Genomic DNA, 20,475 nt, shown 5'->3' with positions numbered 1-20,475 from the left:
GCCCATGAAGCTGCGCACGCGGCTTTTCCTCAGCATCTCGGCGCTGGTGACCGTGGCGTTGCTGGGCCTGCTGCTGGGCCTGGTCAGCGTGCTGCAGATGGCCGCCGTGCAACAGCAGTTGGTGCGCGAAACCACCCATGCCCTGGAAGTGGGGCTGAAATTGCGCCAGAACCTGGGCGAACAGCTGACCCTCATTCTTGATGAAGAAACCGCCCCGGATAACCTGCGGCTGCTGCAGGAAAACTTCCAGGCCCTGCTCAACCAAGGGCTGGAACAAGGCGGTGAGCGCACCGGTTTCAGCAAGGCCAGCAGCAATTACCAAGCTTTTCTCCAGGCCTATCGCGATAGCGCCGCACCCGCCCGCAGCATGGGAGTCGATCAACCGCTGGGCGCCGCGTTCAACCAGGTGCGAACCGACCTGATCGATGCCCACAAGCAGGCCTTGGACCTGATCACCCGCAGCGAGGAGCACACCCGTGACCGCGCCCTGCTGGTCAGTGGTGTACTCGGCCTGATGGGTCTGGTGGTACTGGTGCTCGGCTTCATCACCGCACACAACATCGCCCGGCGTTTTGGCCAGCCTATCGAAGCCTTGGCCAAAGCGGCCGACCAACTGGGCAAAGGCAATTTCGACGTCACCTTGCCGGTCACCCAGGCGACCGAGCTGAACCAGCTGACTCGCCGCTTTGGCCTGATGGCCGATGCCTTGCGCAAACACCAGGCCACCAACGTTGACGAGCTGCTGGCCGGTCAGCAGCGCTTGCAGGCTGTGCTCGACAGCATCGACGATGGCCTGCTGATCATCGACCGCCAGGGTCGCCTTGAGCACCTCAACCCCGTGGCGCAACGCCAGCTCGGCTGGAGCGACAGCCGCGTGGGCAGCGGCCTGGCCAACGCCCTGCAGCGACCAGAGCTTGAGCAACAGCTGCGCCAGGTACTGCGCGGAGGTAGCCTAGACCGTCAACCGGACGACCTGAACATCGAAGTCGATGAAGAAACACGCCTGCTCACCTACAGCTTGACCCCCGTCAGTCACCCGCAGGGGCCCATCCTCGGCGCGGTGATGGTGCTGCACGATGTGACCGAGCAACGAGCCTTCGAGCGCGTGCGCAGCGAGTTCGTGCTGCGCGCCTCCCACGAACTGCGTACCCCAGTGACCGGCATGCACATGGCCTTCGGCCTGCTGCGCGAGCGGGTCAAGTTCCCGCCCGATGCACGCGAGAACGACCTGCTGGAAACCATCGGCGAAGAAATGCAGCGCCTGACCCAGTTGATCAACGACCTGCTCAACTTCTCCCGATACCAGAGCGGGCTGCAAAAGCTCGAGCTGGCCCCCTGCGCCCTCGACGAACTGCTGGAGCGTGCGCAGCTGCGCTTTGCCGAGCAGGCGCAGCAAAAGCAGATCGAGTTGCTCAAGGAGCTGGAAGCGCCACTACCGCGCATTCAGGCCGACGTCGCCCAGCTGGACCGGGTGCTGGACAACCTGCTGCACAATGCCATCCGCCATACCGCCAACGGCGGGCGCATCCGCCTGCATGCCAGGCGACATGCGGAGCGGGTGATCATCAGCATCGAGGACAACGGTGAGGGCATTGCCTATGGGCAGCAAGGGCGCATCTTCGAGCCTTTCGTGCAGGTAGGCCGCAAGAAAGGTGGCGCAGGGCTGGGGCTGGCGTTGTGCAAAGAGATCGTGCAACTGCACGGCGGGCGCATGGGCGTATTTTCACGGCCAGGGCAAGGGACCCAGTTCTACATGGCATTGCCGGTATGAATGCTGTAATGCGCCTAAACCCGACGTGGCAGGTGCCCGCGGGTCACCAGCTCGGCAAATTGACGGGCGTTCAGTGGCCGGGCAAACAGCCAGCCTTGGCCGTAATTGACTCCCTCACTGTTCAGTAGCACCGCCTGGTCCTCGAACTCGATACCTTCGGCAATCACCCGTAGGTGCAGGTCATGGGCCATGCGGATGATATGCGGAGCCACGCCGCTACTGGCGGCATCATGGCCCAGGGCATCAATAAACGCCTTGTCGATTTTCAGGCAGTCCACTGGCAGGGTCTGCAAGTAGGCAAGGCTGCAATAGCCGGTACCAAAATCGTCGATCAGCACTTGATGCCCCACGGCGCGCAGCGCCTGCAGGTTGTCGCGGGCCACCACCACGTCGATCAGGCCGCGCTCGGTTACCTCGAAGGCGATCTGGCTGGGTGCCACGCGATGCAACGCCAGCAAGCGCGCCGCCACCCGGCCGATACGAGGCACCATCACATCGCAGGCCGCCAGGTTTACCGATATGTACAGCTTGGGGTGCGAGCGCAGCAACTGCCCTAATTGTTCAAGTACACGTTGCAGGACAAAGTCGGTGATCTGGCGAATCTGCCCGGTATTCTCCGCCAACGGAATGAACAGGTCCGGGCTGGTCAGCGTGCCGTCCGGACGGCGCCAGCGCACCAAGGCTTCGGCCCCAACGCAACGCCGGCTGTCGAGCTCGATGATTGGCTGGTACAGCACCTGCAACTCTCCACGGCGCAAGGCATTCTGCAACTCCGAACTCATCGACCGCCGTTGCAGGATCAACTGCAATACCAGCCAACCGATGCAGCAGGCCGCCAGCACGCTGCCGGGGAACAGCAACCAGAGCATGCCGTTCATCCTCAGCGGCAGGCTGGCCCGCGGCGCGATCAGTACAAGCTGATAATCCGGTGACTTGGTCGGCATTCGGTAGATCAGCCGATCACTGAGCTCCAACAGCGATTTGTGGCTGGTTGACCAGGCCGAGGGTGGTGGCCATACCTGTGGCGGGCCGAGCACGGGGATGGCCCGCGCGCCATTGTCCAGCACCACCACCAGGCTGCCGCCTGGGGGCAGGTCGACCACATCGGTCAAGTGACCACGCGAGGTGGAAACCAGAAACTTGCCACGGCCCAGCATCAGTGCTGCCAGGTTCTCGTTCGGCTCGGTGGTGGTGTTAAGCCAGTAGCTGTACGTCGGGCCCTGGATATCCGGCGCCCGCAAGGGAACGAACGCGCGCTCGTCACCGCGGTTGGAGCAGGCAACGTCGCCATCCACATAGGCCGCTTCATAGATGAACCGCGAGCTCAGGCCAACCTGCTGCAAGGCTGCCAGCATCGCCGGGCTGCAGCCGCGCAATGGCTGGGCCTGCAGCAGGTCGACCCCTTCGCGCAACTGGCCGAACACCTGTTCGAGGCGATCCAGAAAACGCTCGCCCTGGGCGTTCATCTGTTCGCTTTCGCTTTGCTTCATTTGTTGCAGGGCAATGCCGATGCTGGCAGAGAGCAATAACGCAGCGCTGGCCAACGCTGCCAAGGTGGCCAGCATCCAGGGGCGGTAAAAAATTTGGCGCAGCAAGGCGATGAGTGCTGACATCAAAGGCATCCAGTTGATAACTAAGGTATAGCAACTGAATCGAGAATCACCCGCACCGTTTGGCGCTTCGCTGCGGGCTACACAGGCTTAGCGCATCCGGTTGAGCACCTGCAGCATCGCGGCTGTCTGCGCATCCGGCATGCCGTCGAAGCGCTGCGGGCGGAAGCGCATCTGGAAGGCAGCGATCACATGGCGTGTAGCGACATCCAGCACGCCGGTCTGTTCGACTTGATAGCCAAAACGTGCCAGTTCCTGCTGGTACCAGCCAACGCTTGGCGGGTTGACACTGAAGTAGGCCTGCTGCCGTGCAACCGCGTTGGCATCCGGCCAGATACCCAGCCCGGCGTCGGCCAGGCGCTTCCACGGGAACAATGGCCCTGGGTCCAGCTTGCGCAGCGGGGCGATGTCGCTGTGGCCGATGATATGGCGGGGTTCGATGTTATTGCGTTTGACGATGTCCTTGAGCAGCGCGATCAACGACTGGACCTGCGCCTCGCTGTAAGGGTGCCAGACACGGCCGTTCGGGGTGTCGGTGAAGCCCGGGTTGACGATCTCGATACCGATGGACGAGGAATTCAGCCAGGTGCGCCCCTGCCACTGGCTATCACCGGCATGCCAGGCACGACGGTTTTCATCCACCAGTTGATACACCGTCGCCGGGCCATCGCCGATCAAGTAATGGCTGCTGACCTCACCGTGGGTAAGCAACGCCAGAGAACGCTCCAGCGAAGCATTGGTGTAGTGCAGGACAACGAACTGGATGCGGTTGTCCTGATTGGCTGAAGGGTGGCTGCGGTCGATGCGCAGGCCCGTCGAGCAACCGGCGACAGACAACAACAAAAAGGAAATCAGGGTTTTTTTAAGCGTGGAAAGCACGTCAGTGGCCTCAGCGTATGAGCGCTACAGTATAACGTGCTCCCCACAGCTGCGCCTGCCGTGGATCGACGTGACTGGCTAACCTTGTTCGACGCGATTGCGCCCATGCTCCTTGGCCCGGTACAACGCGGCATCGGCGCGCTTGAGCACTTGGTCGCTGCGCTCCCCAGGACGGAATGCGCCCAGACCGATGGAGGTAGTGATCACCACCCGTTCACCCTTGAAGTGAAATGGGCAGGCCTCGACGGTGGCACGCAGCAGCTCGGCCACCTGTGCGGCGGCCGCCGGCGGGGTCTGCGGTAGCAGCAAGACGAACTCTTCGCCGCCAAAACGGGCGATGAAATCACGAACACGCAGGCGCTTGCGCAACTGGTCGGCAACGATCTTGAGGACCTTGTCTCCAGCCAGGTGCCCATAGCTGTCATTGATGCGTTTGAAATGGTCAAGATCGAGAATTGCCATCGCCAGATGGCCACCGTTTTCTTGCCAGTCGAGCATTTCGCGTTCGACTCGCTCGCTCCAGGCGGCACGGTTGGGCAGGCCAGTGAGCGGGTCGAGCAGGGCTTTCTGGCGCTGCTCCTCCAGATGCTCGCGATAGCCAAGCGCCTCGTGCTCCATGTTCGCCACCCGCTCCGACAGGCCTTTCAGACGGCCAGCCAGCTCTTGCTCACGGCGATCACGCTCATGCTTGTGCTCGTCCATGGTCACCAGCAAGCCTTCCAGGCGGTTTTCCAGGATGTGCTTGAGGCTGTCTACGTCGGCGGCGCCTTGCACGCTGCTCTGCAGGCCATCGACGTGCTCGCGCAGTTGGCTATCCAGCTCGCGGGCCGCACTGCTGTTGTCGGCATGGCCGGCGCTGGCCTCATGCAAGTGGCTCTGGAAACCTTCCAGGCGTTCGTTGAGCTGCTGCAGGTAGGTTTCAAATTCGTGCTGGCCGCTGTCGGTAATCGCCAGCATGAGCACCGCCAGATCATCCAGTACCGGGATCAGCTCATACCAGTTCAAGCCGCGGGCGACCCGCTCGCGCATTTCCAACGCCTGGGCCTTGTGCCGCTCGGGCAGGCTGAGGTCATCGAGCAGGCCGATCAGGGTTTGCTCGATGTGCGCGGCAACCTGGCTGTAAGGCGGCTCCACCGCATAGGGCAGGGCATAGGGGCCGTCTTCACCGAAGGTTTCTTCCAGAGCCTGTAGTGGCTCTGCCTCAGCCAGCGGCTCGCTGGCGGCAGCTTCTGCCACTGGTGCTTCATCCTGTGGCATTTGCGGCAACGAGGCGGGCTGCGTTTCGACCGACTCGATCAGCGCCGGGCCAGAAACCTCCAGCTCAGCCTCGGGCGCGTCAGTCACTTCGGCGCAGGAGGCAGCAGGGCCCGGCAACGGTTGTAGCGCGTCGACGTCATCGGGCGGCAAGAGTGCGATGCTCCCCGCTGCCTGGGGCTGGGCCTCGGCCGCTGGCTGCGCCACCGGCGCAAGCGCTGCCTCCGCCTGTGCGTCTTCTTCGCGGCTGCCGAACAAACGCTGCAGAAAACCTGGCCGGGCGTCTTCGCCGGGTTTGCCCAAGGCCGACAGCGCGCGCCCCTGCAGGCCGCTCAACTCGCCCAGCAGCGGCGGCAGCTCGCGTGACTGGGCAACCCCGCCGTCGAGCTTCTTCGCCAGTTTTTTCAATGGCCGCGAGATATCGCTGGGCAGCGGTAAGCCTTGCAGTTGGCCAACCAGTGCGGTCAGCGCATCGCTGACTTGGTTCATGCGGGTTTCGCGACGCTGTTCGGAGTCCAACACCGCTTTTTCAAGGCGCGGAATCAACCCGGCAAGGCCGGCGTCCATATTGTCGCTGCGGATGACATCGCGCATTTCCTTCATGCACTCATCGACGATCTTGTCACTGCCTTCGGCAGCCAGGGTGCTACGCACCAGGCCGCGACGCAGCAAGTCAAGACGGGCATCCCAACGGCGTTCGAGCCTTTCTTGCTGCTCGATGCTTTTCAGGTATTTTTCTTTCCAGCGCTCTGCGTCTTCAGTCATGCCCAGGTCCGCAAACGGTGATGGCAATTAGCTCAAAACCGGCAGCGTATCCACAGTCAATGCATCAGGCAATCGAATCTCGACAGCAACGGGAAGGTGGTCGGAAATTGGCTGCGCCAGCACCTCGACCCGCTCCAAAGTGAGGCTTGGGCTGAGCAGGATATGGTCCAGGCAACGTTGCGGTCGCCAGCTGGGGAAAGTGGCTTCGACTTGCGGGGCAACCAGGCCAAGGTCGCGCAACGGCGAATGCTCCAGCAGGTCGGTGGCATGGGTGTTCATGTCGCCCATCAGTACCTGGTGACGGTAACCGCCAATCAGCTCGCGAATGTAGCCCAGCTGCAGGGCGCGGGTCTTGGCCCCCAATGCCAGGTGCATCATCACCACGATCAGCGCATCTTTGCCCTCGCCAAAACGCACCAGGATCGCACCACGCCCGGCCGGCCCTGGCAACGGGTGGTCTTCGAGCAGTTGCGGTTTCAGGCGGCTGAGCACGCCGTTGCTGTGCTGGGCAAAACGCCCGAGGTTACGGTTGAGCTGCTGGTACCAATAGGGGAAGGCACCCAGATGGGCCAAGTGTTCCACCTGGTTGACGTAGCCCGAGCGCAGGCTACCGCCGTCGGCTTCCTGCAGGGCCACCAGGTCGAAGTCACCCAGCAGCTTGCCGATCTTCTGCAGGTTGCCGGCCCGCCCGTTGTGCGGCAGCAAGTGCTGCCAGCTACGGGTCAGGTAATGCCGGTAGCGCTCGGTGCTGATGCCCACCTGGATGTTGAAACTGAGCAGCCGCAGCCGACCATCCTCGGGCAGGCCTGGGGCCTGCAGGTGGTGCTCGTTGACCTGCGGCTGGTGCAGGCCAATGCCACGCGTAGCTCTGAGGCGGGGCATGGGTTACGCCGCTTACTTAGCGGCGCGCTCCTTCTCGATCAGCTGGTCGGCGACGTTCAGCACACCTTCCGGCCCGCCGGCAGTACCCAGGTCGAAGCGATACTTGCCGTTGACCACCATGCTCGGTACGCCGGTGATTTCATACTTCTTCGCCAGTTCCTTGGCCTGGTTGACCTGGCCCTTGATGGCGAACGAATTGAAGGTGGCGAGGAACTTGTCCTTGTCCACGCCCTGAGTGGCGAGGAAGTCGGCCATCTCTTCTGGTTTGGTCAAATGCTTGCGCTGGTTCTGGATGGCATCGAACACCGCCGCGTGCACCTTGTGCTCGACGCCCATGGCTTCGAGGGTCAGGAACATCTGGCCGTGTGCATCCCAAGGGCCACCGAACATGGCCGGTACGCGTTTGAAGTTGACGTCCTTGGGCAGCTTGTCGACCCACGGGTTGATGACCGGCTCGAAGTGGTAGCAGTGAGGGCAGCCGTACCAGAACAACTCGACCACTTCGATCTTGCCAGGCACGGAAACCTGAACAGGGTTGCTCAGCTCGATGTATTCCTTGCCGGCAACAGGCTCCGCGGCCTGGACGGCAGTCATACCGAATACGCTGGCGGCGACCAGCGCAGCGCTGAGAATCAGTTTACGCATGCTTTACTCCTGAGCAGTCATGGGTCGCCACGACGCGACCTGCACTGAGACAGGCCGGGAAGGGCCGAGTTCTGTAGTGTAACGGCTGCGGACTGAAAAAAGGGCGGCCCGGCCGCCCTTTCATCATTGGCCTACAACATTAACTGAAAGTTAATGCAGGCCCTGGATATAGCTGGCCAACGCCTCGATGTCGTGGTTGCTCAGCTTGCCGGCAATGGTGCGCATGGTCATGGCATCGCCATCGTTGGTGCGGTTGCCTTCGCGGAAGTCCGTGAGCTGCTTGGTCACGTACTGAGAGTGCTGGCCGCCCAGGTGCGGGAAGCCGGCCAAAGCGATGCCTGCGCCGTTGGGCGAGTGGCAGCCGGTGCAGGCAGGCATGCCTTTCTCCAGGTCGCCGCCATTGAACAGCGAACGGCCGCGCTCGACCAGCTTGGGGTCGGCAGCGCCCACGCTACCTTTCTGGCTGGAGAAGTAGGCGGCGATGTCGGCCAGGTCCTGGTCGCTGAAGGCGGTCAGCATGCCGGTCATCTCCAACACGGTACGCTTGCCCGACTTGATATCGTGCAGTTGTTTTTCGAGGTAGCGCTGGCCTTGGCCGGCCAGTTTCGGGAAATTCGGTGCCAGGCTGTTGCCGTCGGGGTTGTGGCAGGCGCCACAGACGGCAGTCTTGGCCTGGCCAGCGGCGGCATCGCCTTTGATAGGTTGCGCAGCAGTGGCCGCACCTGCGACACCCAGGGTCAACAGCAGACTCACGACTAGTTTGTTCATCAGCTAATCCAACACGGCTAAGGGTGAAATGTTATGTATCGGGACTGCCGCTCATCCAAAGGATGACCAAACGGTAGTCCTCGGCACTGCAGTCCATGCACAATCCACGCGGCGGCATAGCCTTGAAACCCTGGGTCACGTGCTTCACCAGTACCTCCATGCCTTGCGCCAGCCTTGGCTCCCAAGCCGCCCGGTCACCCTGTCTGGGTGCCTGTGGCAACTGCCCGGTGTGACAGGCCGCACACGTGCGGTTGTACAACACCTCGGGATCCTGTGTAGCCTGTGCGCTGAAAACCGGCAGGAACATACCGACAGCAAGCAGCCATTTCGCCATGCGGAACGACCTTCAGGGTTGGGGGCCGCGCTGCGTTCTGTTGCGCGAGCTATTGTTCGACACCCCATGCCCGTTCTCCTTCGCTGGGAGAATGAGCACACAAAAACTGGGGCATTATATACTTCCGCCATCCAAACGGAAACGACACCGCTTGCCAGGCTCGGGCCTACAGAGTCAGGCAACACCCACATCGGATATCCCATGCAAGTCAAGAACCCCATCCTCGGCCTCTGCCAGAAAGCCACATTCGCCCTTAGCGCAGCCAAGGTCGAACAATGCCCGGACGACCAGGGTTACGAGGTGGCTTTTGCCGGCCGTTCAAACGCCGGCAAATCCAGCGCCCTCAACACCCTGACTCATGCCAGCCTGGCGCGTACCTCGAAAACTCCAGGGCGCACCCAGCTGTTGAATTTCTTCAGTCTGGACGATGAACGGCGTTTGGTCGACCTGCCGGGCTACGGTTATGCAAAAGTCCCGATTCCGCTCAAGCAGCACTGGCAGAAACACCTGGAAGCCTACCTGGGCAGCCGGGAGTGCCTGCGTGGCGTGATCCTGATGATGGACGTGCGCCACCCGATGACCGACTTCGACAAGATGATGCTCGACTGGGCCAAGGCCAGCGGCATGCCGATGCACATCCTGCTGACCAAGGCCGACAAGCTGACCCACGGCGCGGGCAAGAACACCTTGCTCAAGGTGCAGTCGGAAATCCGCAAGGGCTGGGGCGATGGCGTGACCATCCAGCTGTTCTCGGCACCCAAGCGCCTGGGCGTGGAAGACGCCTACCGGGTGCTGGCGGGCTGGATGGAGCTGGAAGACAAGCCAGTCGCCTGAAGCTGCACTGCCCCGCTCTTGTGGGAGCGGGGCACCTTGGTGGCAAATTCCGGGCAAAAAAAACCCCGGACTTCGTATGGGGAGGGGGAAGTTCGGGGTCTAAGTCCGGACCGCTAGGGCGGGGTCCAGATATCTGCCAACACTTAACACAACATAGGAGCATCGAAGGGCTTCACCAGCCATTCAGTTACTCTGAGTTCCGCTTCACCGGTTTAGTTCCGAAGCCCTGAAAACTATTTGCGATAGTTTCATGAAACTTCAGCACCAATGGCACTGAGCGGTGCCAGGATCCGCGTCGCTACGTCGCAGATCCTACACAGCTTTCCCTGCTCAATCAGTGAGCTTCGTCCCAATTCGCACCAATTCCTGCCTCCACCAGCAGCGGTACATCCAGCTGCGCTGCCTGGCTCATGTGCTGGCGAATTTCATCTTTCACCTGCTGAACCAGGTCCTCGCGTACCTCGAGTACCAGTTCGTCGTGTACCTGCAGGATCACTCGGGCATCCAGCCCGCTCTCGCTCAGCCAGTTATCCACATTGACCATGGCCCGCTTGATGATGTCGGCCGCGGTGCCCTGCATCGGCGCGTTGATCGCCGTACGCTCGGCGCCTTTGCGCAGGGCGGGGTTCTTGGCGTTGATGTCCGGCAGGTACAGACGACGGCCGAACAGGGTTTCGACAAAACCTTGCTCGGCCGCCTGAGCGCGGGTGCGTTCCATGTAGGCCAGCACGCCTGGGTAGCGGGCGAAGTAGCGGTCGATGTAATCCTGCGACTGCTTGCGGTCGACGCCGATCTGCTTGGCCAAACCAAAGGCGCTCATGCCGTAGATCAGGCCGAAGTTGATGGCCTTGGCCTTGCGACGTTGGTCGGTGGTGACGTCTTGCAAGGCCACACCGAACACTTCCGCCGCCGTGGCGCGGTGCACGTCGAGGTCGTTGCGGAAAGCGTGCAGCAAGCCTTCGTCCTTGGCCAGGTGGGCCATGATGCGCAACTCGATCTGCGAGTAGTCCGCCGCCAGCAGTTTGTATCCTGGGCTGGCGATGAACGCCTGGCGGATGCGCCGGCCTTCGGCGGTACGGATCGGGATGTTCTGCAGGTTAGGGTCGCTCGACGACAGCCGGCCAGTGGCCGCCACAGCCTGCTGGTAGGAGGTGTGGATACGCCCGGTGCGTGGGTTGATCTGGCCCGGCAGCTTGTCTGTGTAGGTGCTTTTGAGCTTGCTCAGGCTGCGGTACTGCATCAGTACCTCAGGCAGTGGGTAACCGAGCAAGGCCAGCTCATCGAGCACCGCTTCGGCGGTGGAGGGCTGGCCCTTGGCGGTCTTGCTCAGCACCGGCATGCCAAGCTTGTCGTAAAGGATCGCGCCCAACTGCTTGGGCGAGCCGAGGTTGAATTCCTCGCCGGCCAGCTCGTAGGCACGTTGCTCCAGTTCGCCCATCTTCACGCCCAGTTCGCCGCTTTGGACGTGCAACAGCGCGGCATCGACCAGCGCGCCCTGGCGCTCGATCTTGGCCAGCACTGGCACCAGCGGCATCTCGATGTCCATCAGCACCGGCTGCACGCTTGGCGTCTGTGCCAGGCGTGCCTGCAGCGCCTGGTGCAGGCGCAGGGTGATGTCGGCGTCTTCGGCCGCGTAGGGGCCGGCCTTGTCCAGGTTGATCTGGTTGAAAGTGAGCTGCTGGCGCCCTTGCCGGCGATATCCTCGAAGGCGATGGTGGTGTGGTCGAGGTACTTCTGCGCCAGGCTGTCCATGTCATGACGGGTGGCGGTGGAGTTCAGCACATACGACTCGAGCATGGTGTCGTAGGCCACGCCACGCATCTCGATGGCGGGCGAGCCATTGGCGAGGATGTTGATGTCATACTTCGCGTTCTGCCCGACCTTGGCCTTGGCCGGGTCTTCCAGCAGTGGTTTCAGCGCCAGCAGCACGGCGTCGCGGTCCAGTTGGGCTGGCGCGCCTTCGTAATCGTGGGCCAGCGGCACATAAGCCGCCTCATGGGGCGCAACAGCGAAAGACAGGCCAACCAGCTGCGCCTTCTGGGCATCCAGGCCGGTTGTTTCGGTATCGAAGGCGAACAGCGGCGCCTGACGCAGCTTTTCCAGCCAGGCCTCGAAACGGGCCTGGTCAAGAATGGTTTCGTACGTCGGCTCAACCTTGGCCGCCGGCTCTTCGACCGGCGCAACCTCATTACCCGCCCTTGCGGCCTCACGCTGCACTTCGGCAACCCAGGTCTTGAACTCCATCTCGGTGTACAGCGCCTGCAACGCTTCGCGATCAGGCTCACCGCACACCAGCGCATCCACTTCGACATCCAGCGGCACATCGACCTTGATGGTGGCCAGCTCGTAGGACAGGAACGCTGCGTCCCGGTGCTCTTCAAGCTTGGCCGGCAAGGTCTTGGCGCCACGAATGGCCAGTGCCGGTACCTTGTCCAGGTTCGCGTACAAATCGCTGAGGCCGCCGCCGATACCGGTCAGCAGGCCCACGGCGGTTTTTTCGCCCACGCCCGGTACGCCGGGAATGTTGTCGACCTTGTCACCCATCAGGGCCAGGAAGTCGATGATATGTTCCGGGCCGACGCCAAATTTCTCGTGCACGCCAGCCACGTCCAGCACGCTTCCGGTCATGGTGTTGACCAAGGTAATGTGCCCGTCCACCAGCTGAGCCATGTCCTTGTCACCGGTCGAAATGATCACCGGGCGACCCTTCGCGGCAGCACTGCGCGCCAGGGTGCCGATGACGTCGTCGGCCTCTACACCCTCGACGCACAGTAACGGATAGCCCAGCGCCTTCACGCTGGCATGCAGCGGCTCGACCTGCACCCGCAGGTCGTCCGGCATGCTGGGGCGGTTGGCCTTGTAGTCGGCGAACATGGCATCGCGGAAAGTGCCGCCCTTGGCGTCGAACACCACGGCGAACAGGCTGTCGGGGTATTGCTTGCGCAGGCTCTTGAGCATGTTCAGCACACCCTTCACCGCACCGGTCGGCATGCCCTTGGACGTGGTCAGCGGCGGCAGCGCGTGAAAGGCGCGGTACAGGTAGGAGGAACCGTCCACCAGGACGAGGGGCGCTTGGCTCATGAGCAGAATCAACCTTTTCGACGGGTCCGGCGCTAGAATAGCCAGAATCATTGACGACAAAGGGACTAGGTTATCATGCGTACACTCAATCGCCTGTTACTGCTCGGCCTGTTGGCAACCATGCCTGTCGTTACCCTGGCGGCGGACGACGCCCCCTCGGCCGATCCCGAGGTGACCATTCGCACGGAAGGCGACAAAACCATCCAGGAGTACCGGCAAAACGGCTTCCTGTATGCGATCAAGATCACGCCGAAAAACGGCAAGCCTTATTTTCTGGTACGCGCCGATGGCACTGATGCCAATTTCATTCGATCCGACCAGCCGGACATGCTGATTCCGTCCTGGAAGATCTTCGAGTGGTAATCTGACGCGCACCGTTCACATCAACCCGGCACTTCCCGGCGGAAGTGCCCGTATGGGCATTTTTTCATCATGTCAGTCTTCACCCCCGTGACCCGGCCTGAGCTGGAAACCTTTCTGGCGCCGTACCAGCTGGGCCGTCTGCTCGACTTCCAGGGCATTGCCGCCGGCACCGAAAACAGCAATTTCTTCGTCAGCCTCGAACAGGGGGAGTTCGTCCTGACGCTGATCGAGCGCGGGCCAAGCGAGGACATGCCGTTCTTTATCGAGCTGCTCGATACCCTGCACGCCGCCGACATGCCGGTGCCCTATGCCATTCGTGACCGCGACGGCAACGGCCTGCGCGAGCTGTGCGGCAAGCCTGCGCTGCTGCAGCCAAGGCTGTCGGGCAAGCACATCAAGGCACCGAACAACCAGCACTGCGCCCAGGTCGGCGAGTTGCTGGCGCACATTCACCTGGCCACCCGCGCGCACATCATCGAGCGCAAGACCGACCGTGGCCTGGACTGGATGCTGGCCTCGGGTGCCGAACTGTTGCCACGCCTGACCGCCGAGCAAGCCAAGCTGCTGCAACCGGCACTGGACGAAATCACCGCGCACAAAGCGCAGATCCTGGCCTTGCCACGGGCCAACCTGCATGCCGACCTGTTCCGCGACAACGTGATGTTCGAAGGCACCCACCTGACCGGGGTGATCGACTTCTACAACGCCTGTTCCGGGCCGATGCTGTATGACATCGCCATTACCGTGAACGACTGGTGCCTGGACGAGCAGGGTGCGGTGGATGTGCCGCGTGCACAGGCGCTGCTGGCTGCCTATGCGGCGCTGCGGCCATTCACGGCTGCCGAGGCCGAGCTGTGGCCGGAAATGCTGCGGGTAGGCTGCGTGCGGTTCTGGCTGTCGCGCCTGATTGCAGCGGAGTCGTTTGCCGGAATGGATGTGATGATCCATGACCCGAGCGAGTTCGAAGTGCGTCTGGCGCAGCGCCAGCAGGTGGCTTTGCACCTGCCATTCGCCCTCTAGTTTCTATTCGGCCTCTTCGCGGGCATGCCCGCGACGAGGCCGGCACAGGCTTAGAGCTGTTCCAGGCACCCAGCCAAGTCGCCGCCCAGCTTTTCCAGCAAGCGCTCATAGCCCTTGCCATCCACCGGGTCTGTTCCGCCCAGCGCATCCAGCTCGGCCAGGCGCACCGGCAGCCCGGCGGTCAAGGTCTCGGCCAAGCGCGGTCGCAGTGGCGGCTCGCTGAACACACAGGTCTTGCCCACTTCCTGCAGGCGCTTGCGCATGGCCGCCACATGTTGCGCCCCAGGCTGCACCTCGGACGCCACGCTGAATACGCCGGTGTGCTTCAAACCATATTCAGCCTCGAAGTAATCGAACGCTTCGTGGAACACGAAATAAGGTTTGCCGGCAATACCGTCCACCCGCGCCTTGATACGCGCATCCAGTGCATCCAGACGCTCGTCGAAAGCCTTCAGGTTGCTCTGGTAGCGAGCCGCATTGGCCGGGTCGACCTGGGCCAGATCAGCCGCCATTTTTGCCGCGATTACCCGCGCATTGACCGACGATAGCCACAAGTGCGCATCCAGGCTGCCCGGCCGGTGATCATGGTCATGGTCGTCGTGGCTTTCTTCCTCATGGGAGTGGCTGTCCTCGCCAAAGTGACGCAGCTTCATGCCCGTCAGCGACTGCACGGCCACGGTGGCCTTGCTGCGGCTAGCCAAGACACGCGGTAGGAAGTTCTCCATGTCCGGGCCGATCCAGTACAGCAGGTCGGCATCACCCACCCGCCGTACATCGGACGGGCGCAGCGCGTAGTGGTGCGGCGAAGCGCCTGGTGGCAGCAAGACGTCAGGGCTGCCAATGCCATCCTGCACGGCAGCGGCAATCTGCTGCAGGGGCTTGATACTGGTGAGCACGCGCACATCGGCCTGGGCGGAAAATGCGATGAAAGCGACAAACAGAGCTAGGAATCGGGACACGGTGGATACTCGAGTCGTCAGAAACAGGTAACATAATAACGTCTCCATCCAGAACCGTCGCTGCCCATGTCCATCACGCCGCTGGCCAACCGTCCTCACGATCACTCCCATTGCGTACACAGCGCACTGGCTGAAGCCGACGCCTTGTGCACCCGCCTGGGCCTGCGCCTGACCGCGCTGCGCCGTCGAGTGCTGGAGCTGGTGTGGCAAAGCCACAAGCCACTGGGCGCCTACGACATCCTTGCCGTGCTCAGCGAGCAGGACGGCCGCCGCGCCGCCCCGCCCACGGTGTACCGCGCGCTGGACTTCCTGCTGGAAAACGGCCTGGTGCACCGCATCGCCTCGCTCAACGCCTTCATCGGCTGCAGCCACCCCGAGCATGTGCATCAAGGCCAGTTCCTGATTTGCCGCGCCTGCCATGTGGCCATCGAGCTGGAGCAGAGCAGCATCAGCGATGCCATCATCGACAGCGCCAAAGGCGTGGGCTTCACGGTCGAGACCCAGACCGTGGAAGTGGTCGGGCTGTGCGGCAGCTGCCGGAGCGCGGCATGAGCGATGCCTTGATCCGCCTGGAACAGGTCGGCGTCACTTTTGGCGGCGAGGCAGTACTCGACAGCATCGACCTGTCGGTCGCCCCCGGTCAGATCGTCACCCTGATCGGCCCCAACGGTGCCGGCAAGACCACCCTGGTGCGCGCCGTACTCGGTCTGCTCAAGCCACACCGCGGCAAGGTATGGCGCAAGCCCAAGCTGCGCATTGGCTACATGCCACAAAAGATCCAGGTCGATGCCACGCTGCCGCTGTCGGTGCTGCGCTTCTTGCGCCTGGTGCCCGGCGTAGACCGCGCGGCAGCCTTGTCCGCGCTGCAGGAAGTGGGCGCCGAGCAGGTCATCGACAGCCCTATCCAGACCATTTCCGGCGGCGAGATGCAACGCGTACTGCTGGCCCGCGCCCTGTTGCGCGAGCCCCAGTTGCTGGTGCTCGACGAACCGGTACAAGGTGTGGACGTGGTCGGCCAGACCGAACTGTACAACCTCATCACCCGCCTGCGCGACCGCCACGGCTGCGGCGTGCTGATGGTGTCCCACGACCTGCACCTGGTGATGAGCGCCACCGACCAGGTGGTGTGCCTGAACCGCCACGTATGCTGCTCGGGCCACCCCGAGCAAGTCAGCGGCGACCCAGCGTTCGTCGAGCTGTTTGGCCAGACCGCACCTAGCCTGGCCATCTACCACCACCATCACGACCACAGCCACGACCTGCACGGCTCGGTGGTCGCCCCTGGCACCCATGTTCACGGAGAGCACTGCAAGCATGGCTGATTTTCTTCTCTACGCCCTGCTTGCCGGTTTGTCCCTGGCGCTGGTCGCCGGCCCGCTGGGCTCCTTCGTGGTGTGGCGGCGCATGGCCTACTTTGGCGACACCTTGTCCCATGCCGCCTTGCTCGGTGTTGCCTTGGGCTTCGCCCTGGACGTCAGCCCAGCGCTGGCGGTAACCGTGGGCTGCCTGTTGCTGGCAATCCTGCTGGTGACCTTGCAGCAACGCCAGCCGCTGGCCTCCGACACCCTGCTCGGCATCCTCGCCCCCAGCACCCTGTCGCTGGGCCTGGTGGTACTGAGCTTCATGCACGATGTGCGCATCGACCTGATGGCGTACCTGTTCGGCGACCTGCTGGCCATCAGCACCACCGACCTGGCCTGGATCCTCGGCGGCAGTGCGCTGGTGCTGCTGTTGCTCGCCGTGCTGTGGCGGCCGCTGCTGGCGGTTACCGTGCACGAAGAGCTGGCCATGGTCGAAGGCCTGCCTGTGGCCGGCCTGCGCCTGGCGCTCATGCTGTTGATTGCGGTGGTAATTGCCGTGGCCATGAAGATCGTCGGTGTGCTGCTGATCACCTCGCTGCTGATCATCCCTGCGGCTGCGGCACAGCGTCACGCCCGCTCGCCAGAGCAGATGGCCCTTGGCGCCAGCCTGCTGGGCGTTACCGCTGTGTGCGGTGGCCTGGCCATGTCCTGGTTCAAGGACACCCCCGCCGGCCCGTCGATCGTGGTCTGCGCGGCGGTGCTATTCTTGCTGAGCCTGGCCCTGCCAAAACGCTGAGAAGCAGGGCGTGTGCAGGCACGCCTTGCAACCTTTTGCCGGGTAAAGGGTCTGTAAGACCTGTTTTCGAGCGTGCGCACCTGGGTGTAGACTTGCTCGCTTTTTGCGCAAATAGAGAGTCGCAGGAATGAAGCCGTTCGCCTCCCGTTATCTGCTTGTTGCCGCGTTTTCCCTGTTCCTGGCTGCCTGTTCCAGCGCGCCGGTCGAGCAGGCCACCGCACCTGCCCAAGCCGATGCCTGGCAGCAGTTGCAACAAAATATCGCCAGCAACGAGCTGGCCACCGCCGAAGACCAGCTTGCAGCCCTGCAGGCCCAGTCGCCGGATGACCCACGCTCGGAGCAATACCAGCGCCAGCTGGCCGAAGCCTACCTGCAGCGCAGCCAGATCGTCCTGCAGAAGGGCGATGTGAACGCGGCCGCTACCGCGTTGGCCCGTGCTCGCGCACTGATGCCGCAAGCCCCGGCAGTGACCGGTGGCGATCCCCTGAGCCAGGCACGCAAGGCCGAGCTGGAGAAGGCAGAGGCCGCCTTGAAAGCCGCTGAAGCCAAACCCAAGGCACGTATCATCGACCCGACAGCGCCAAGCACTGTGGTGGCCTTGAAGACCACTGACAGCCGCGCCATGCGCCGTCAGCTCGATGATATTGCCGCCGATGTGGTGAGCTATGACTGCGAGGTGGTGCTCCAGGTGCCGCGCACTGACGACGCACCTTGGCTTAAGACTTTGCTGGAAAAGCGGGTGCGCAAGATCGACAGTGGTTTCGATCTGAAGCAGACCCATGAGATCCAGCGCTCGCTGCCGGCGCAGGTGGTTCTGGTACCGCATCAGCAGTAAAAAGCTTCGCGGGTAAACCCGCTCCCACAGGGATAGCACAGGTTTCGAGGTCGGTGCTGTACCTGTGGGAGCGGGTTTACCCGCGAATAGGACCTATCAGGCCGGCACAGCCTCCGCAGCTGCTTCCCGCTCCCAAACCCGGTGCCCTTCAACCGCTTTGACAAAGGCATCCACGGTCTTCTGGTCATCCCCCAGCAGCAATCCCTTGTCCTCCTTCAGCCCAAGGCCGGACGCCAGCTCCTTGGTCAACACCATCGCCTTCAGGTGCTTGTAGCCCTCCAGCAAGAAGTGCTTGGCCAGCCCGCTGGCCACCAAGGCGTCCGCCGAAGCCTTGCCTCCTGGCACGACAATCCCGTCGAACATGATCGAAGGCATCCCTTCCATCGACGCATCCACCGGCAGCTGCTTACCGTCCGCAGTCTTTACCGGCGCCGATGTCGGCCCTAACAGCATCGGCCGTGTACTGTGTGCTTCCAGCGCCTTCACCAGCTTGTCGACGCTAGCACCGTCCACGCCATCCGCCACCAGCAGCGCAATTTTGCGCCCCTTGATGCCCACGTCACCGGGGTGGTTCATCTGGCTCAACGCCTTGGACTGCGCGAGCTTGCTGCCTTTCACCTTGACCGTTCCCTGCTTGGGCGCAGGCAGCCCCAGGTTGGCCGCCACCGCCGCCGCCAGCTTCAGGTCGATATTGGCCAGAATCTCGTTAACCTCCCGGGCACGGATGGCTTCACGCTCCACCTTGCCCAGCTCGAAACTGTAAGCCTTGATGATGTGCTGCTGCTCGGTCGGGCTCATGCTCTGGAAGAACAGCCGCGCCTGAGAGAAGTGATCGCCGAACGATTCGCTACGCTGGCGGATCTTGTGTGCATCGATCCGCTCCTGATAACTCTCGAAGCCACCGTCCTGTGCAGCAGGGGGTGTTTCCTTCGGCCAGCCGCCGTCGATGGAGTTGGGTTCGTACGAAGCCCGGCCCTTGTCGATGGTCATGCGGTGCATGGCATCGCGCTGGCTGCTGTGGTTCGGCGCCACCGGGCGGTTGATCGGGATTTCATGGAAGTTCGGCCCGCCCAGCCGGCTGATCTGCGTATCGGTGTACGAGAACAATCGCCCCTGCAGCAGGGGGTCGTTGGTAAAGTCGATGCCCGGCACGATATGCCCTGGGCAGAACGCCACCTGCTCGGTTTCTGCGAAGAAGTTGTCCGGGTTGCGGTTGAGCACCATCTTGCCCAGCAGCTTCACCGGCACCAGCTCTTCAGGAATGAGCTTGGTCGGGTCGAGCAGGTCGAAGTCGTACTTGTGCTCGTCGGCCTCGGGTACCACCTGCACGCCCAGCTCCCATTCCGGGTAGTCCCCGGTCTCGATGGCTTCCCACAGGTCACGGCGGTGATAGTCGGTGTCCTTGCCTGCCAGCTTCTGCGCTTCGTCCCACAACACCGAGTGCACGCCCTGACGGGGCTTCCAGTGGAACTTGACGAAACTGGCCACACCCTCGGCGTTGATCAGGCGGAAGGTGTGCACGCCAAAGCCTTCCATCATTCGCAAGCTGCGCGGGATGGCGCGGTCGGACATGGCCCAGATCACCATATGCGCCGACTCCGGCACCAGCGAAACGAAGTCCCAGAACGTGTCGTGGGCAGAGCCGCCGGTGGGCATTTCATTCTGTGGCTCTGGCTTCACCGCATGCACGAAGTCCGGGAACTTGATGGCATCTTGAATGAAAAATACCGGCATGTTGTTGCCAACCAGATCGAAGTTGCCTTCATCGGTGTAGAACTTGACGGCAAAACCGCGCACATCACGCACCGTGTCACCCGAGCCGCGCGGCCCTTGTACGGTGGAAAAGCGCACGAATACCGGGGTGATCTTTTCCGGGTCCTGCAGGAAACCGGCCTTGGTCAGCTCGGCATGGCAGCCATAGCTCTGAAAGTAGCCGTGCGCCCCGGTACCCGGGCATGGACGATGCGCTCAGGGATGCGCTCATGGTCAAAGTGGGTGATCTTCTCGCGCATGATGAAATCTTCAAGCAACGACGGCCCTCGAACACCCGCCTTGAGGCTGTTCTGGTTATCGGCGATCTTCACCCCTTGGTTGGTGCGCAAGGCCTGGCCCGTGGCATCGCTGCGGAAGGCCTCCAGGCTCTGCAGCTTGGCGTTGGTGTTGGCCCGATCAGGGGTCTGGGTGCCGGCGGCCTCGCTGTGCTTGGGCGCGTCCGTTTTCTTGCTGGGCATGGTCGGCTCTCCTCGTCAGTCTTCAGGCGTGCCCGTTTCGGGCTTGTTCAAGTAGTGACTGGGAGGCATTGCCGAGCGTTCAATCAGGATTACCGGTTGTCGCGATATGCCCGATGGATTGGTGCATTACGAAATAAATGCTAAGAA

Annotated in this window: 16 protein-coding genes and 2 pseudogenes; 8 read left to right on the top strand and 10 right to left on the bottom strand. The window is 62.5% G+C overall.

Features of this window, described 5'->3' with window-relative positions; all coding sequences use genetic code 11:
* Nucleotides 1–4: 4 nt before the first annotated feature.
* Nucleotides 5–1,771, top strand: a complete 1,767-nt coding sequence (locus tag AB5975_10655; GenBank protein ID XDR22226.1) for a KinB sensor domain-containing domain — start codon at nt 5–7, stop codon at nt 1,769–1,771.
* A gap of 14 nt (nt 1,772–1,785) precedes the next feature.
* Here AB5975_10655 and AB5975_10650 read toward each other — a convergent pair whose 3' ends face one another.
* The 7 genes from AB5975_10650 to AB5975_10620 all read right to left on the bottom strand — a co-directional run bounded on the left by AB5975_10650 (nt 1,786) and on the right by AB5975_10620 (nt 8,908).
* Nucleotides 1,786–3,384 (bottom strand): EAL domain-containing protein, encoded by a 1,599-nt coding sequence (locus AB5975_10650; GenBank protein XDR22225.1) that lies wholly within the window; start codon nt 3,382–3,384, stop codon nt 1,786–1,788.
* An 87-nt stretch (nt 3,385–3,471) separates the two neighbouring features.
* Nucleotides 3,472–4,260 carry an N-acetylmuramoyl-L-alanine amidase gene (locus AB5975_10645; GenBank protein XDR22224.1) on the bottom strand — a complete coding sequence of 263 codons (789 nt, stop codon included), beginning with the start codon at nt 4,258–4,260 and terminating at the stop codon, nt 3,472–3,474.
* A gap of 78 nt (nt 4,261–4,338) precedes the next feature.
* Nucleotides 4,339–6,279 carry a GGDEF domain-containing protein gene (locus AB5975_10640; protein ID XDR22223.1) on the bottom strand — a complete coding sequence of 647 codons (1,941 nt, stop codon included), beginning with the start codon at nt 6,277–6,279 and terminating at the stop codon, nt 4,339–4,341.
* Nucleotides 6,280–6,306: 27 nt separating this feature from the next.
* Nucleotides 6,307–7,161, bottom strand: a complete 855-nt coding sequence (locus AB5975_10635) for an endonuclease/exonuclease/phosphatase family protein (protein ID XDR22222.1) — start codon at nt 7,159–7,161, stop codon at nt 6,307–6,309.
* A gap of 12 nt (nt 7,162–7,173) precedes the next feature.
* On the bottom strand, nt 7,174–7,806 hold the full coding sequence (gene dsbA, locus AB5975_10630) for a thiol:disulfide interchange protein DsbA (GenBank protein ID XDR22221.1): 633 nt from the start codon (nt 7,804–7,806) through the stop codon (nt 7,174–7,176).
* Nucleotides 7,807–7,956: 150 nt separating this feature from the next.
* Nucleotides 7,957–8,574, bottom strand: a complete 618-nt coding sequence (locus AB5975_10625; protein XDR22220.1) for a cytochrome c — start codon at nt 8,572–8,574, stop codon at nt 7,957–7,959.
* Nucleotides 8,575–8,605: 31 nt separating this feature from the next.
* Nucleotides 8,606–8,908: a cytochrome c5 family protein gene (locus AB5975_10620; GenBank protein ID XDR22219.1), complete on the bottom strand. Its 303-nt coding sequence runs from the start codon at nt 8,906–8,908 to the stop codon at nt 8,606–8,608.
* A 201-nt stretch (nt 8,909–9,109) separates the two neighbouring features.
* Between AB5975_10620 and yihA the strand changes: the two genes are divergently transcribed.
* On the top strand, nt 9,110–9,742 hold the full coding sequence (gene yihA / locus AB5975_10615) for a ribosome biogenesis GTP-binding protein YihA/YsxC (protein XDR22218.1): 633 nt from the start codon (nt 9,110–9,112) through the stop codon (nt 9,740–9,742).
* Nucleotides 9,743–10,076: 334 nt separating this feature from the next.
* Here yihA and polA read toward each other — a convergent pair.
* Nucleotides 10,077–12,823, bottom strand: a pseudogene (gene polA, locus AB5975_10610) (DNA polymerase I).
* A gap of 75 nt (nt 12,824–12,898) precedes the next feature.
* Between polA and AB5975_10605 the strand changes: the two are divergent.
* Both AB5975_10605 and AB5975_10600 read left to right on the top strand, forming a co-directional pair.
* The gene (locus AB5975_10605; GenBank protein XDR22217.1) at nt 12,899–13,186 is read left to right on the top strand and encodes a DUF2782 domain-containing protein; all 288 of its coding nucleotides are present in this window, start codon (nt 12,899–12,901) and stop codon (nt 13,184–13,186) included.
* Between the two features lie 69 nt (nt 13,187–13,255).
* Complete coding sequence (locus AB5975_10600) at nt 13,256–14,206, top strand: homoserine kinase (protein ID XDR22216.1); 951 nt, start codon at nt 13,256–13,258, stop codon at nt 14,204–14,206.
* Between the two features lie 50 nt (nt 14,207–14,256).
* Here AB5975_10600 and AB5975_10595 read toward each other — a convergent pair whose 3' ends face one another.
* Entirely contained in the window at nt 14,257–15,213 is a 957-nt protein-coding gene (locus AB5975_10595; GenBank protein XDR22215.1) for a zinc ABC transporter substrate-binding protein, read from the bottom strand.
* A gap of 18 nt (nt 15,214–15,231) precedes the next feature.
* Here AB5975_10595 and zur point away from each other — a divergent pair, with 18 nt between their 5' ends.
* From zur to AB5975_10575, 4 genes are all read left to right on the top strand, one after another.
* The gene (zur, locus tag AB5975_10590) at nt 15,232–15,717 is read left to right on the top strand and encodes a zinc uptake transcriptional repressor Zur (GenBank protein XDR22214.1); all 486 of its coding nucleotides are present in this window, start codon (nt 15,232–15,234) and stop codon (nt 15,715–15,717) included.
* A complete protein-coding gene (gene znuC, locus AB5975_10585; GenBank protein ID XDR22213.1) occupies nt 15,714–16,487 on the top strand; it encodes a zinc ABC transporter ATP-binding protein ZnuC in 774 nt (257 codons plus the stop codon). The genes zur and znuC overlap by 4 nt, the downstream gene beginning before the upstream one ends.
* Entirely contained in the window at nt 16,480–17,262 is a 783-nt protein-coding gene (znuB, locus tag AB5975_10580) for a zinc ABC transporter permease subunit ZnuB (GenBank protein ID XDR22212.1), read from the top strand. Before znuC ends, znuB begins: the two co-directional genes overlap by 8 nt.
* A 127-nt stretch (nt 17,263–17,389) precedes the next feature.
* On the top strand, nt 17,390–18,097 hold the full coding sequence (locus AB5975_10575; GenBank protein XDR22211.1) for a PA5502 family lipoprotein: 708 nt from the start codon (nt 17,390–17,392) through the stop codon (nt 18,095–18,097).
* 96 nt (nt 18,098–18,193) lie between these two features.
* Here AB5975_10575 and katE read toward each other — a convergent pair.
* Nucleotides 18,194–20,328: pseudogene (gene katE, locus AB5975_10570) on the bottom strand (catalase HPII).
* Nucleotides 20,329–20,475: the final 147 nt, after the last annotated feature.

The organism is Pseudomonas putida, assembly GCA_041071465.1.
Classification (GTDB): Bacteria; Pseudomonadota; Gammaproteobacteria; order Pseudomonadales; family Pseudomonadaceae; genus Aquipseudomonas; species Aquipseudomonas putida_P.
The sequence above is the reverse complement of the archived record's forward strand: the minus strand, read 5'-3'. Positions and strand labels throughout refer to the sequence as shown.

Excerpts from the sequence above, each read along its gene's own strand:
- AB5975_10655 (XDR22226.1), top strand. The coding sequence starts at position 5 with ATGAAGCTGCGCACGCGGCTTTTCCTCAGCATCTCGGCGCTGGTGACC.
- AB5975_10650 (XDR22225.1), bottom strand. The coding sequence starts at position 3,384 with ATGTCAGCACTCATCGCCTTGCTGCGCCAAATTTTTTACCGCCCCTGG.
- AB5975_10640 (XDR22223.1), bottom strand. The coding sequence starts at position 6,279 with ATGACTGAAGACGCAGAGCGCTGGAAAGAAAAATACCTGAAAAGCATC.
- AB5975_10635 (XDR22222.1), bottom strand. The coding sequence starts at position 7,161 with ATGCCCCGCCTCAGAGCTACGCGTGGCATTGGCCTGCACCAGCCGCAG.
- dsbA (XDR22221.1), bottom strand. The coding sequence starts at position 7,806 with ATGCGTAAACTGATTCTCAGCGCTGCGCTGGTCGCCGCCAGCGTATTC.
- AB5975_10625 (XDR22220.1), bottom strand. The coding sequence starts at position 8,574 with ATGAACAAACTAGTCGTGAGTCTGCTGTTGACCCTGGGTGTCGCAGGT.
- AB5975_10620 (XDR22219.1), bottom strand. The coding sequence starts at position 8,908 with ATGGCGAAATGGCTGCTTGCTGTCGGTATGTTCCTGCCGGTTTTCAGC.
- yihA (XDR22218.1), top strand. The coding sequence starts at position 9,110 with ATGCAAGTCAAGAACCCCATCCTCGGCCTCTGCCAGAAAGCCACATTC.
- AB5975_10605 (XDR22217.1), top strand. The coding sequence starts at position 12,899 with ATGCGTACACTCAATCGCCTGTTACTGCTCGGCCTGTTGGCAACCATG.
- AB5975_10600 (XDR22216.1), top strand. The coding sequence starts at position 13,256 with ATGTCAGTCTTCACCCCCGTGACCCGGCCTGAGCTGGAAACCTTTCTG.
- AB5975_10595 (XDR22215.1), bottom strand. The coding sequence starts at position 15,213 with ATGGAGACGTTATTATGTTACCTGTTTCTGACGACTCGAGTATCCACC.
- zur (XDR22214.1), top strand. The coding sequence starts at position 15,232 with ATGTCCATCACGCCGCTGGCCAACCGTCCTCACGATCACTCCCATTGC.
- znuC (XDR22213.1), top strand. The coding sequence starts at position 15,714 with ATGAGCGATGCCTTGATCCGCCTGGAACAGGTCGGCGTCACTTTTGGC.
- znuB (XDR22212.1), top strand. The coding sequence starts at position 16,480 with ATGGCTGATTTTCTTCTCTACGCCCTGCTTGCCGGTTTGTCCCTGGCG.
- AB5975_10575 (XDR22211.1), top strand. The coding sequence starts at position 17,390 with ATGAAGCCGTTCGCCTCCCGTTATCTGCTTGTTGCCGCGTTTTCCCTG.